The organism is Siphonobacter sp. SORGH_AS_0500, from assembly GCF_031453245.1.
Classification (GTDB): Bacteria; Bacteroidota; Bacteroidia; order Cytophagales; family Spirosomataceae; genus Siphonobacter.
In genome coordinates this window covers 1,444,658-1,458,443 of record NZ_JAVIYT010000001.1, presented here as the reverse complement: position 1 = coordinate 1,458,443, position 13,786 = coordinate 1,444,658, and the positions used below count along the sequence as shown (strand labels likewise).

The 13,786-nt window shown below is 42.5% G+C and carries 8 protein-coding genes; 3 read left to right on the top strand and 5 right to left on the bottom strand.

The window, feature by feature from the left end; translation table 11 throughout:
• Positions 1 to 267 precede the first annotated feature (267 nt).
• Complete coding sequence (locus tag QE357_RS06060; RefSeq protein ID WP_106636292.1) at positions 268 to 3,465, top strand: SusC/RagA family TonB-linked outer membrane protein; 3,198 nt, start codon at positions 268 to 270, stop codon at positions 3,463 to 3,465.
• Between the two features lie 79 nt (positions 3,466 to 3,544).
• Complete coding sequence (locus QE357_RS06055) at positions 3,545 to 4,984, top strand: SusD/RagB family nutrient-binding outer membrane lipoprotein (protein WP_309706412.1); 1,440 nt, start codon at positions 3,545 to 3,547, stop codon at positions 4,982 to 4,984.
• A gap of 59 nt (positions 4,985 to 5,043) precedes the next feature.
• Here QE357_RS06055 and QE357_RS06050 read toward each other — a convergent pair whose 3' ends face one another.
• The 5 genes from QE357_RS06050 to QE357_RS06030 all read right to left on the bottom strand — a co-directional run bounded on the left by QE357_RS06050 (position 5,044) and on the right by QE357_RS06030 (position 12,147).
• Positions 5,044 to 6,447, bottom strand: a complete 1,404-nt coding sequence (locus tag QE357_RS06050; RefSeq protein ID WP_309706411.1) for a BamA/TamA family outer membrane protein — start codon at positions 6,445 to 6,447, stop codon at positions 5,044 to 5,046.
• Positions 6,448 to 6,893: 446 nt separating this feature from the next.
• Positions 6,894 to 7,406 carry a DUF4136 domain-containing protein gene (locus QE357_RS06045; protein WP_307142377.1) on the bottom strand — a complete coding sequence of 171 codons (513 nt, stop codon included), beginning with the start codon at positions 7,404 to 7,406 and terminating at the stop codon, positions 6,894 to 6,896.
• A 138-nt stretch (positions 7,407 to 7,544) separates the two neighbouring features.
• The gene (locus QE357_RS06040) at positions 7,545 to 9,032 is read right to left on the bottom strand and encodes an NAD(P)H-hydrate dehydratase (protein ID WP_106636288.1); all 1,488 of its coding nucleotides are present in this window, start codon (positions 9,030 to 9,032) and stop codon (positions 7,545 to 7,547) included.
• Positions 9,033 to 9,181: 149 nt separating this feature from the next.
• The gene (locus QE357_RS06035; RefSeq protein ID WP_309706410.1) at positions 9,182 to 11,725 is read right to left on the bottom strand and encodes a PspC domain-containing protein; all 2,544 of its coding nucleotides are present in this window, start codon (positions 11,723 to 11,725) and stop codon (positions 9,182 to 9,184) included.
• 80 nt (positions 11,726 to 11,805) lie between these two features.
• Positions 11,806 to 12,147 carry a PadR family transcriptional regulator gene (locus QE357_RS06030; RefSeq protein ID WP_106636286.1) on the bottom strand — a complete coding sequence of 114 codons (342 nt, stop codon included), beginning with the start codon at positions 12,145 to 12,147 and terminating at the stop codon, positions 11,806 to 11,808.
• Positions 12,148 to 12,582: 435 nt separating this feature from the next.
• Here QE357_RS06030 and QE357_RS06025 point away from each other — a divergent pair, with 435 nt between their 5' ends.
• Positions 12,583 to 13,746 (top strand): hypothetical protein, encoded by a 1,164-nt coding sequence (locus tag QE357_RS06025; protein ID WP_309706409.1) that lies wholly within the window; start codon positions 12,583 to 12,585, stop codon positions 13,744 to 13,746.
• Positions 13,747 to 13,786: the final 40 nt, after the last annotated feature.

Genomic DNA, 13,786 nt, shown 5'->3' with positions numbered 1-13,786 from the left:
TAATTATCATTTAAAATTTAACAAAAAAGCTATAGTTAATAAATAAAATTGAGATTAAAAATCTAGTCTTGATTATTCTTTTTTTTTTATATATCTACTTACCATAAAAGTGTTTTTCATATCATTTTTTTAATAAAAAGGGCACTTTTTTGAAGAAATTACAAAACAATCACCTCTAGGTAATTTTAATTTTTGAAATTAAACAAACTATTTACTACGTTTGCACTAGATTATCCAAAATAATCAACAACTCCTTAACCAAACAATATGAGAAAAATTCTACTGGCGACAGTCATGTTGCTCAGTACGCTTGCTATGCATGCGTATGGCCAGGATCGAATTGTGATAGGCAAAGTTACTTCAAGTGATGATGGAGCTCCTATCCCTGGTGTAAACGTAACCATTAAGGGCACTTCACGCGGTATCTCTACAAATCCGAATGGAGAATACAAGCTCAACGTTACAAACAACACTATCTTAGTTTTTACAGCAATTGGGTTTCTCAAGCAGGAAGTAGCTGTTGAGAATCGTACCGAAGTCAACGTTACTCTTAAAATTAGCAATGACGATCTGCAGGAAGTAGTAGTAACGGCTTTGAATATTGGCCGTGAAAAAAAAGCTATTAACTCCGCTATTCAGGAAGTAAAAGGTGCTAACCTTGCCATTGCCCGTAACAATAACGTAGCGGATGCCTTGGCCGGTAAAGTTGCTGGTGTACAAGTATTTAGTCAATCTGGTGCTAAATTTGGTACTCCTGCTATCCGTATTCGTGGTGTAAACTCCCTCACTGGTGGTGACCCTCTGTATGTGGTAGATGGTACGGTTACAGATGTGAACTATGTCAACATGGATGATGTAGAATCATTGAACGTACTGAAAGGCCCTGCTGCATCTGCTTTATACGGTAACCGGGCTTCTGCTGGGGTAGTAGTCATTACTACGAAAAAGGGTAAGAACCAACAAGGTTTAGGAATTGATGTTAACCACAGCACCACTTTCGACAATGTTTCATTGTTACCTAAGTATCAAAACGAATATGGCGGTGGTTATTCGCAGGAATTTAGCAAATTTGAATACAATCCTGCCATCCACCCTGCTAGTTGGGCTTCATTTAACGGACAGAATCTGATTGATTACTCAGCTGATGAAAGCTGGGGACCTCGCATGGATGGTACACTCTATAGACCCTGGTATTCCTGGATTCCTTCAGATCCGGATTTTGGGAAGCAGGTTCCTTTTTCTCCCCAGCCTAACAACGTTCGCAGCTTTTTCCAAACGGGAGCAACTGTAAACACAAACATTGCTATCAGTAAGTCGACGGAACTTTTCAACGCCCGTGTGTCCTATACCAATTACAATGTAAAAGGTACTATTCCTAACAGCCAACAACATCGGGACTATCTTTCTGGTAAGTTAGGTATCAACATTACGCCCAAATTTACGGCTAATTTGAATGTTAACTATTCAACGGAAAAAACGCGTAATCGGCCTGCTGATGGCTACAGTGGGCAAAACCAGACCATTGGTTCATTCAACCAGTGGTTCCAACGTCAGTTGGATATGACCCAGCTCCGTAATTACAAAAACCCAGATGGTACTTATCGCAGTTGGAACATCACAGGTCCTGAAAATACTACCCCTTTATATTGGGATAACCCTTATACGCAAGTATACGAAAACATTAATAACGAAAAGAATGAACGCCTTTTCGGTGACTTTGGTCTAACTTACAAGTTTTCGGAGGCTCTGAGCCTTATGGTAGTAGCTCGTCGTGACTTCCTGAACGCTTATTATGATCGTCGTATAGCTTCTTTTACTAAAGGAACAGCATACTACGGAACATCAAATGATAGTCGTCGGGAGGATAACTACGAAACGTTACTTTCTTACAATAAGAAGTTTGGCAAATTCACCGTGAATGCCAATGCGGGTGGAAACATTCGGAAAAATACCCGGGATTATCTGGCGATGAATACGAACGGTGGGCTTTCGATTCCTAACTACTATAACATCATTAACTCTGCTACTCCAGGGTCATTCACTAATTATAACTCCAGAAGAGAAGTTAGAAGTGTCTATGGTTTGTTGAGCTTAGATTACAATGACCTGTTATTTATTGAAGCAACTGCCCGTAACGACTGGTCCTCAACGCTGCCTGTAAATAATAACTCGTATTTCTACCCATCCGTAACAGCTGGTTTGATTTTCTCTGAATTCCTGAGTAACAAACGTATTCTTTCCTATGGAAAAATTCGTGGATCCTTTGCTCAAGTAGGTTCAGATTTGGACCCCTATCAAATCTATACGGTATTTAATACCGGTACAAAATACGGTAGTAATACGACGCAATCTATCCCGACTCAATTACCTAACCAAAACCTTAAGCCAGGATTATCCAGCGGTTATGAAGGAGGAATTGACCTGAAGTTCCTTAATAACCGAATTGGTTTAGAGTTTACGGTGTACCGTCAGGATAACACGAATCAGATTCTTCCCTTGGCCGTTCCCGGTTCTAGTGGTTACAGTACTGCTCTGGTCAATGCAGGTAACATTCGCTCACAAGGGATGGAATTACACATCAACGCTGTTCCAGTTAAGACTAAAGACTTTACCTGGGACTTTGATATTAACTTAGATCGCAGTCGTTCAAAGGTTGTTGAACTAGCCGCTGGCTTAAAAACCTATGATTTACTCCAGAACTCGTTATTTAATGGAGTTCCTCGTTTCGGTGGTACCAGTTTAGGTTTCATTGCCAGAGAAGGCTCAGACTGGGGTACTATCGTTGGACGTCAATTCCAGCGGTATCAAGCTGTTGATGCTAACGGTAATAAGATTGACAGCCCAAGCAACGGTAAAATCTTAGTAGATGCAAATGGTTTGCCTCTCTCAACAGCCGGCCAGGATCTGGCTACTGTGTTACCAAAAATGAAAGGTGGTTTCCTTAGTACGTTTAACTACAAAGGTGTTACACTGCGTTTTAACATTGACTGGTTATTAGGTGGCAAGTTTTACTCAACCACACGCATGTTCTCGGCTGGTTCGGGCATAAGTGCCGAAACGGCTGGCTTGAATGATAAAGGAAACCCCAAGCGTGATGATCCCGCTAATGGTGGTGGTGTCTTGTTCCCTAATTCGGTAAAAGCTGACGGAACACCTAATACAACCTACGCAGATGCTCAGTCACTCTACGAAACACGCCTGTTTGATTTGAATGAAAACTGGATTTTCGACAAAACGTATGTCAAACTTCGTGAAGTTAACTTGGGATATAATCTGCCCGTAGCCTGGATTCGTAATACCCCCTTCAAAACGGCTTATGTAGCCTTTATGGTTCGCAATCCTTTCTTAATCTACAGCAAAGTAGGTGGTGGAATTGATCCCTCTGAAACGCAAACATTCTGGGGCGAAGGTGGTCAGCAAATTCCAGTTCGTTCAGTTGGTTTCAACGTGAAATTTGGACTTTAATCATTGCATTTAAAGGCTTGATAGAGTATTCAGGAATATTTCATGGTCTCTATCAAGTCTTTTAGACATAAAAAATAATATGAAAAAAATAGCATTCAAGAAACCCATTGTTGGTCTATTAGGCTTAATGGCTCTTGTTTCGTCCTGTAGCGATTTTGGCAACATGAACGTAGATCCTAACCGAGCTTCGGTCGCCAGTACTGCCGCATTACTTTCAGGAGCAGAAGTTAATTTTGGTGCAGCAGTTACAGCAAGTGATGCCCAGCCCATTCTATATGCTCAGCATTGGTCTGAAATTACTTATACGCAAAACTCTCGTTATCAAGGTACTTCGTTCAACTATAATGGGTTTTATACCGGTCCATTAGTTGCTCTCAATTACATCATCAAGGTAAACTCAGATGATGCCACTAAATCTGGTGTAACGACCAATGGTTCTAATGCCAACCAGATTGCTGTAGCCCGAATTATTCGTGCTTACTTCTTTTCCGTACTCACCGACCGCTTTGGTGACATTCCGTATTCAGAAGCATTAAAAGGCAGTCAGGATTTCACGCCTTCTTTTGATGCTCAGAAAGATATTTATACGGATTTGTTCAAAGAGTTGAAAGAAGCAGCAGCTCAATTCGACGGCGGAACAGCGGTAAAAGGAGATATCATTTTAAGTGGAAACGCTACTCGCTGGAAGAAATTCGCAGCCTCTTTACGAATGATTTTGGCTTTACGCTTGTCAAAAGTTGATCCAACCAAAGGTGAATCTGAGTTTGTAGCTGCTATGCAAGATGGCCCACTGGCTTCTAATTCTGACAACGTTCGTTACAATTACAACGATACGTACCCTAACCCCTGGTTTTCCAGTTTTGTGACTTCAGGTCGTTTGGATTTTGCGGTCAGTGCACCTTTGATTAACTACATCAAGCCACTTTCCGATCCTCGTTTACCAGCATTTGCTGACAAATCGACTAGTAAACAAGACTACGTTGGGATGCCTTACGGTATCACAAACCCTGGTGTAAAAGCTGCAGACGTTTCATTACCAGCTGCTTCATTACGTACAGTCATTTCTGCCCCGGCCAATGTTATGACCTACTCGCAGGTGCTGTTCAGCCAGGCGGAAGCGGTTAAATTAGGCTGGATTACGGGCAATGCCAAAACTCTGTACGAAGCCGCTATTAAGGCTTCTATGGATCAATGGGGAGTATATTCAGACGCGACATACACGGCTTATATTACTAATGCTAACGTTGCTTATTCAGATGATAAGGCTCTGGAACTGATTGGTACCCAAAAATGGGTGGCCCTTTACATGCAAGGTTACGAAGCTTGGTCAGAATGGCGTAGAACAGGATATCCTAACTTCCTCAAGCCTGCACCCGGAGCAGTTAATGCGACCAAACAGATTCCTTTACGTCAGGCATACCCTACGACTGAGCGTGATTTGAACTCAGATAATTATAACGCAGTTATTTCCCGTCAAGGTCCAGATACGGATGCTACACCTGTTTGGTGGGATAAGTAATATTCTTCTGTACTACAGTTTACCAAAAAAGCCGGGCATCCACCCGGCTTTTTTGTTTTCTAAAACTCTCTGGCTAAGTTAAATCGAAAACCGCCTACGCCATCTTTAGTAAAAGCATAGTGGATTCTGAGAACGCCATTATACCAGGTTACAAAATCGACGCCTACGCCATAACCCAGAAGAAATTTGTTCGCAAAACGGCTGTTATAATAGCCTCGGTACTGATTCCAGGACTGTCCCGCATCGATGAAGGCATTGGGGTAAATTTCCAGTGGAATGGTATTAAACTGCCGGATTTTTCGAAGTGGTTTCAGGAAAATCTTTTTATCGAGCAACTGATACCGAAACGTGTTTTTCAGGTAAAAATAATGCTGGCCATCTATGGTAAATAACTCGTATCCCCTCACCAGATCGCTGAGATAACCCAAGCCTCTCGTCTGTAAGTAAGGTTGCAACTGCGGATAGGACGTTTTTCCTTCGACTACGGCTCCGTAATACCATTTCCCACCCAGCGGCTTATACCGGGCAAAGCCTACCGTCAGATCCGTCAGGTTGATATCATCGCCTGGTAACAGCCCATACCGATTGAGTAAGGCTCCGAATACAAAACCTCTGAGCGGATACTGGGCCTTGTCCCGAAAATCATAGGTATAGCCATAGGAAGCCAGAAAGTACTTTTGCCGCGTTCGGCTTTCCAGAAAATAATTAGGATTTAAAGCCGCAATGGTATCCGCAACCACGTTTGAGGCATAACGCAATTCCAGCGTCTGAAAATCGTAGTAATGGTTTCGACGCCGGAAGATGATGTTGGTATAAAAACGATCCCTCAATAGTTCATCGCTTCGCAAATACACCAGCTTATCGTGATTGGTTCGATAAGGTAAGTTCTTTGTGGTGTTGTAAGAAACGCCCAGCGTCACGCCAATTTTCTGCTTTTTATCAATATAAGGAATGTAATACGACAGGTCGTAATACTGAGCAAAGCCAAATTCAAGATTAATTTTCAGTTGCTCTGCCCTACCCCGAACGTTATAATGCCGCAGGTTAACGCCGTAAATCGTTCGGCTTAAGTCGCGGTTTCGCTCGGTCCACCATTCATTGAAATTCCGATCCGCTAATTGAAACACCGGAAAACCAAGAATATACCATTGCTCGCGTAAGTCGAATTCAATCTGAGCAAGGGTGGTAGAATCAGGGCTTTGGTGAACATTAACTTTCGTTTCAGCGGTAACGAAGAGATTGGTATTAAAGACTTTTCGCCGATTTCGCTCCAGCCGATCCATTAAGGTCGCGGTAGCTAACGTATCACCTTCCCGAAAATCCAACTCTCTTCTAATAATGAATTCTTTGGTCCGGCGATTACCCGTAAACTTGATTTCCTGAACAATAACATAACTGGAATCAGGTAACGAAGTGCTAACTGACTGAAAATGAAGAAGTGTACTAAGTAAAGTAGCAAGCATAAAGGGCGAACAAGTCTTCAAAAGTATCCATTAATCTCAGTTCGAGCTCCTTACCACTTTAATTGATTCGAACATTGAAAAAAATTACGCAAAAAAATTCAAATATTTCTTTGTATGATTCAATATTGTATGTATTATTGCATAAGATATTTCTGGGACAGCTAAAAGCACCAGAAAATTGGAATGCCTATTCACGTTGCTATTCATGCACATTAGTAACGTTCAAAATATGGTTTTCAAATGGGAAGAAAGACCAATAACGGATTCGCCGAACCCTCTGGGTTCGGCGAATTTTTGTTTATAGATGAGTTAACTAAAAATCTCCTGTTGGTCTTCGATTCAAACTAGACGCCATTCCCAATGAGGATTGAAAACGAAAAGCGAGCCAGGTAAAACCCAGCTCGCTTTATTCAAACTTTCAAACAAAATCAAACTTCAAACAAATGTTACTGTTGAGCCATTTTCATGGGCACGTATCCATACGCCAAAGCGGGATATTGGTCCATGATGCGACGGGTGGCCGAACGAACCTGACTTTCAGGTATTGCCTGCGTTTTTTCAAAAAGCCCGGAAGCATACCCCATCCAAACCGAACGGTTCAGGGTTTCGTCTACCAAGTGAATTAATAAGGTACCTTTTTTCAATTTGCTGGCCGAGTAAGCCGGGTCCGTTTGTTTAAGTCGGAATGCGTCTGAATACACCGAAAAGAGTACGGATAAATCTCCTTTTTCTTCCTGATAGGTATATCCTCGAGCACGCATTTGTCGCTCGATTTCATCCACAATGATCTGCTGATTTTCTTCATCAAAACCCTGTAGTCCAGAACTTTTCAGAATAGAATAGGTCCGATTATAGGCTAATGAAACCCGCTCATCGAGGGTAGTCTCTACACGAACTTTGCTAGTGGTGCACGAGGCTAAAGCAAAAAGGCATAAGGCTGTATAGAAAATTGTCTTCATCGCGAAACTTAGGTTAACCCGGATTGATATTCGAACTTAACCATAATTTCATCAAAAATTAACAATTTGATAACATTGAAAGTAAAATTTAATATTGGAAAAGTATTACTAAGGCCTAATTACCTATTGATCAGAACATTACCAGCGAAGTGATTCGGCAACATCTCCGGCCTTTAGAGCTACAAAGCCATATTTTGCCGCTGCCCGGTCCCCTGCTTCGCCGTGGCGATAAACGCCTAGTATGGCAGCTTCCTTGGGTTCTAGTTGCTGAGCCAGCAAAGCGGTAATAACGCCAGTCAGAACGTCACCCGTGCCACCCGTGGCCATGCCAGGATTGCCCGTTGAATTAAAATGAAACTGGCCATCAGGCGTTGCTACCACGGTATGCTGCCCTTTTAATACTACTGTTACCTGATGTTTTTCGCAGAACTCCCGCAGTAACTCCAGTTTTTCGTAATCGTTTTTCCAGGGCTTACCGAGTAAGCGTTCAAACTCTTTAGGATGAGGAGTAAGGACGGTTTTTTCGGGTAATAGATTCAATAAATCCCGCTCTTCTGACAGTATGTTCAAAGCATCCGCATCAATTACACAGGGGATTTTCTGAGTTTTGGAAAGAAAATGACGCATAAAAGCTTTGGTTTTCTCTGATTTCCCCAGACCTGGACCAATCCCAATGGCCGAATATTTCGACCAATCCTGGCTAGTTGTTATTTCTTCCCTGTCCTCATCAACCATACACATCGCTTCCGGTACGGAGGTTTGCATAATGTCATACCCGCACCGAGGTACCTGAACGGTGAGCAGACCCACGCCACTCCGCAGGCAGGAACGGGAGGCTAGTACAGCGGCTCCGATTTTACCTAAACTTCCTGCAATCAATAAAGCATGACCAAAGTTTCCCTTATTTGCGAACCCACTCCGTTCGGGTAATTGAGGCAAGGCTAAAGCATTGGTAAAGAACCAGTTGGTAGGGGTTTGTTCTGCATAGACCGCATGTAAACCAATATCTACCGTTTGCCATTTGCCTACGTACTGCACATTTTTGGGCTGAAGAAAAGCCAGTTTGGGGGCCTGAAAGCTTACGGTGTAAGTAGGTTTAATAATGACATCTTCTTCGGCATTGGCCTGATTGGCAAATAAACCAGAGGCAATATCCACTGAGATAATTTCTGCCCCGCTGTTATTTATTTTCTGAACTACTTCTGCCAGTAAACCTGTCAATCCGCGGCTCAGACCTGAGCCCATTAAGGCATCAATGATTACGCCACTGGGTGAGAAATGTAACTCGTCGCTCTGGCTCACCCAATGCACCGTATCCAAATGTTCGTAACGGCCCAAATTGACTTCAAAGTCCTCAGAACTTCGGTCGGTGTGTTTAACGATAGATACCTTAGGCAGATATCCAGCCTGCTTCAGTAATCGGGCGATAGCGAGACCGTCGCCACCGTTATTACCCAGTCCGCAAACAATTGAAATGTCATGATGCGTTTCCACCATACCCGTGCGGAGCAACCATTCGGTAAAAGCAAGAGCGGCTCGTTCCATGAGATCAATGGAAGTAATAGGCTCGTGTTCAATGGTATAAGAATCCCAACGGCGGATCTGATCGACAGAGAAGATTTTCATAGGTTAATGTTTTGAGTTTGGGGTTTAGGTTTTGAGCTCCTAGTCCCCAAGACTTTATTCAAATCAATACCTATAATAACGAAAAAACCCTGCCTTAGCTTTTGGAGCCTTGGCAGGGTTTTTCTTTTTGACGGTTACTTTACTTTTTATTATTCCTGCATTTCTTCTTCGTGATTTATGGAACTGCCACCCGAATGGCTTTCTTCCACTTTCGCGTTGCCTTTGTAGTTAATCTGGCTAGCTCCTGAAGCTGTAGCGTTCAGGTTCGTATTCGCGGTTACGTGAGCTTTGGAAGCTCCTGACGCATCCACTTGCACATCATTGGCTTTAAGAGCAAAGGCCTCCAAACGTGACGCTCCGGAAATATCGGCTTTCAACTGCTGGGCTGACCCTAATAAAGTCAGGCGGGCGGCTCCGTGCACATTTACATCCACTTGTTCAGCATTCAAGCCAGAGAAAGTAGACTTGGAAGCTCCGGCCAGTTCGATTTTTTTCACCTGATCGAAACCTTTCACCGTTGCTGATATTGCTCCCACAAACTCAACCTCTTCCAACGCTGGCATTTCGATGCGAATGCTCTCCCGGCTGCTTTTAAAGCTAAACCCTAGTATATTTTTGCGTTTGATAACCAGTGTATTACCCGAAACTTTCACGCTTACATCATCCAGCTTACGTTCATTCTCAGCGTAGACCGTTACCTTGAAAGCCGATCCGCGTTTGACTTCCACAGCATACCCGCCCGAAATGTCCAGATTTGTAAAGCCTTCCAGGTTATACTCCTGCGGTACACCTCGGCCAATGCTCGACTCGTAAGAGTGGTCACTGTCATCATCATTCATATACGTATCTTCCTCCTGAGGCACCGAACGATTCAGGCAGATCAATTCACCGTCGCGAGTATACTTCCAGATTGATCCGGCAAACATATTCTCATTAAACATCTCATTCGGGAACCGATTCGTTACGTATCTCGCAAAAGACTCTGTCATGCTGAATTCTTTCTCATAGGGAATGAACACCTTTATGTTCAATTCAGGTTTACGGAAAGGAATGTCATCAGGAGCCTCAAAATTTTTTGCAATGGTTACCAGAGAATCCTTCTGCGTGATCTGATGCATTAACTGAGCTGCTCGCTCTCGGGCTTCTTTGGTGGTACGACCTCGGCTTGAAAATTCTTCTACTAACTTAATTTCCGTGCCTTCGTACCCTTCTAAGGTTACCTGTGAGCTGTACAAGTCATCAAACTCGTCGTCAACCTGTTCATCAATATCAAAAACTGGTGTTTTGTCCCCATCAATAAATCGTGTTTTCTCTACGACTCCCCGACGGGCGAAATTAGAAATGTATTGTGGAATCATAATTCCTGAACCGATGGAGCCAACCAGGAATAAACCCAGTAAAGTCTGCCAAACCAGCGGTTTAAAATAATTCTGTTTCGTTAAGAGTGATAAACCAGCCAGGCCCATCGCCAAAGCAGGCACCACCGCCGCCAGAAATGTTAACACGAACATCCAGGGGGAGGCATCCCGAATGAATTTAATGGGCATACCTACCTTTATGGGGACATCTTCCCACCCTGACAATCCAATGGCGGCACCTAGGGCAATCAGCAGGCAAATCACACAGGCCATCCCGCAACCCAGCAGAATAAGGCCCACGACGATACGTGCTAATACCAGCAGGAAACGAAAGAATGGTCCCAGACCTTCGAAAATCGCAGCTAATGCCCGAAAGGGAAACAATAGCACTTTCGTAACCGTACTTTCAACCGTCTGATTTTCAACATTCAGAGTCCGCTTAATATTGGTTTCGATGTTATTCAGCGTAATGGGTTCGCCCTGCATTTTCATACGATCCGTCAGCGTTTTTGCCGTTGGAGTAATGATCCACAAGACTAAATACAGAATCAGACCCGTGCCGAAAAACAGTATGCTAATGACCCAAACAAAGCGAATGATTGCTAAATCCCAGCCTGTATACGCGGCTACCCCGGCAGCAACGCCGCCCAGAGCTTTTCGCTCGGGATCGCGGTAGAGTTTACGCAATTTTTCGTCTTCTTCCAGATTCGCATTCCCGGGAAATGAAACCCAGCAGGCAATATAAACAATGAAGACAATACCGCTCAGAGGACCAAAGAAGTCTCCCGTATGAGACCATCCACCAAAAATAGGCAGTCCAATGAACAGGAATAAAGTTGCCAGCCGAACCCACAACGGGTCGAAGTTAAGGTAATGGGCGATGCCCGCACAAACGCCACCTAACACTTTACGCTTGGTATCCCGATACAGCCGTTTCTGAGCTGGTGGGAACGCCTGCTGTGCACTCGTAAAGGTTGAACCAGCCTCTGCGTGGGCGTACGTTTGCTGATTTTCTGCACTGGTCTGCGTATACGCTGATTTCGAAGCACCAAAATCTTCTTCTTCTTCGATGGCCTCAAAGTCAGCTACGGTTCCCATAGACTGAATCAACTGATCGACGTCTTCGGAGGTAATGGCCTGTTTTTCTTCTTTTTTGACCTTGTCATAAAATTTCTCCGCAATACGGGCTTCGATATCTTCAATGATCTCGGCACTGCCTTCGTACGCAGAAAAATAGCGTTTAATGGACTCCAGGTAGCCTTGCAGACGGTCGTAGCCGTCTTCCTCAATGTGGAAAACAACTCCTGCAATGGTGATGGATATAGTCTTTTTCATTGGTTCAACGAATGAATGTTAGCATGATGGAATGGTAGAATCCGAGAAGAGAAGTGGGGTTATCGCTGCATTCTCTTCCACTATTCGCCCTTCGATTCGTTTGTAACAATTTGATTTACTGACGTTTGGAGCTCCTCCCAGGTGGTCTGAAGTTGTACCAAGAATTCGCGGCCACTATCCGTCAGAATATAATATTTTCGTGGGGGGCCCGACGAGGACTCTACCCACTTGTAATCCAACAGCCCTGAGTTTTTCAGTCGGGTGAGCAGTGGATAAAGCGTCCCTTCAACGACCATGATTTTTGCCGCTGTTAGTTCCTCCAGCATGTTTGAGGCATAAACCTCTCCCCGCGAGATGATATGCAGAATGCAGAATTCAAGGATTCCCTTCCGCATTTGCACTTGAGCATTTTCCAGGTTCATTTCGCGTATTGTTTAAACAGGTTCGGGTTCGATGACCTCAGTACTAAGGATTTCATCAAAGCCAGAATCCTAATCCGGTTTCTGAGACAAAAGTAATAGCAGGTACTTTGCAATGCAAGGTAGTTGGTAAAATATTTTTTTAGGCTACTATCAAATGTCAAAAACAGGGAAGTATTTTTGAAGGGGTGTTATGCCCCTTCCTTACTTTATCTTATCTGTTACTCAGCGTCTTATAATCATGAATTGGTACTAATCTTCCATTCAGAACAGTATAGCTTTTAGGAGGAAAGATAGTATAGGATAAGTTGCCAAGCTTAGACAAGACCAAGCATAGGAATTGCAGTCTAGCATCGCATGGTGTATTCAAAGTACATTTTTGTAAAGGCAATCATTAACTAAGTCATAATTAACTTCGCCTAACTTAATAAGATTTTTATGCTAAAATTAATAAACAACTATAAACTACTATTACTGAGTATATTTTACACAATTTTAGTTATAGGAACCGTTTTCATTATGCCTGACTATGGAAGAACTCCAGATTCTTACGGGTATTTAGAATCTGCTGTTTCTATGGCAGAAGGAAATGGCTATCAATACAAATCGATCTGGAACTCTTTATGGCCTATCGGTTACTCAACTTGCATATTAGTCATTTATTCCATTCTTCCTATATCTGTCTTATGGGCGTCTAAAGTAGTCAATATCATCTTTTTATTACTAATGATATTATTCTTCTATAAAAAACACCCTAGAAGAGCATTCGTTTTTGCATTACCCGTAGGATATTTATGTAAAATGGCTGCTTATTCGTGGTCTGAAACTCCCTACATTGTTGTTCTTACTGTTAGTATTTATACATTGCATGATTACCTTAAAAACGATAACAACGTATTTTTATTTAACCGAATAAAATTTTTCATAGTAGCTTATGCTTCTTTCCTGATCAGATACATTGGGCTTTTCATGGGAATCTTTACAGGAACTTTATCGGTCTACTACTTTTGGAAAAGAGATTTTAAAAGAGCCAAATGGACCTTCTTAAATTCAATTTTACTTTTCGTAGGCTACTATGCATATTTTTTACTTAATAAATACAAAGGTCAGTTAGTTTGGGGAGGCAATAGAATTGATGAAATTAAGCCCTGGAAAGAAGTACTTATCTTAATCATTCCAGGCCTAATCAATGAGTTTATCTTGTTAAGAGATGTAAGTTTACCCGACCCATTAGCCTGGATAGGATTAGTCATTCAGCTTACATTAATGGTTTATCTTATTAAAATTTATAGAAAAGAATTACTAGGTATTTCATTTACCTTATCCAGGCCCAAGCTCCTATTCCTGGCTGGGTTACTCTACCTATCAATTATTTTTTATTTACGTTTCTTCAGTGCCTTTGATATGCTATCCTATCGTCTTCTGGCTCCTACAACCTTTCTTTGGCTAATTGCGGGGCTAGACTGGCTCTCTAACCCTGTCCGTTCTAATCTCTGGCAGAAAGTAGAAATCCCGGTTACTTTGTTTTTATTAACAACGACTATTACTAATCTGCTTCCTAAAAATTTATCTAAAATAGAAGCCTTGTTTAATAAATTATAACCATTTTCAAAGTACAACAATAGTTTATGGTATAGGATAC

What these genes read in the sequence shown, in the direction of transcription:
- QE357_RS06060 (WP_106636292.1), top strand. Translation starts at nt 268, where the DNA reads ATGAGAAAAATTCTACTGGCGACAGTCATGTTGCTCAGTACGCTTGCT.
- QE357_RS06055 (WP_309706412.1), top strand. Translation starts at nt 3,545, where the DNA reads ATGAAAAAAATAGCATTCAAGAAACCCATTGTTGGTCTATTAGGCTTA.
- QE357_RS06050 (WP_309706411.1), bottom strand. Translation starts at nt 6,447, where the DNA reads ATGCTTGCTACTTTACTTAGTACACTTCTTCATTTTCAGTCAGTTAGC.
- QE357_RS06045 (WP_307142377.1), bottom strand. Translation starts at nt 7,406, where the DNA reads ATGAAGACAATTTTCTATACAGCCTTATGCCTTTTTGCTTTAGCCTCG.
- QE357_RS06040 (WP_106636288.1), bottom strand. Translation starts at nt 9,032, where the DNA reads ATGAAAATCTTCTCTGTCGATCAGATCCGCCGTTGGGATTCTTATACC.
- QE357_RS06035 (WP_309706410.1), bottom strand. Translation starts at nt 11,725, where the DNA reads ATGAAAAAGACTATATCCATCACCATTGCAGGAGTTGTTTTCCACATT.
- QE357_RS06030 (WP_106636286.1), bottom strand. Translation starts at nt 12,147, where the DNA reads ATGAACCTGGAAAATGCTCAAGTGCAAATGCGGAAGGGAATCCTTGAA.
- QE357_RS06025 (WP_309706409.1), top strand. Translation starts at nt 12,583, where the DNA reads ATGCTAAAATTAATAAACAACTATAAACTACTATTACTGAGTATATTT.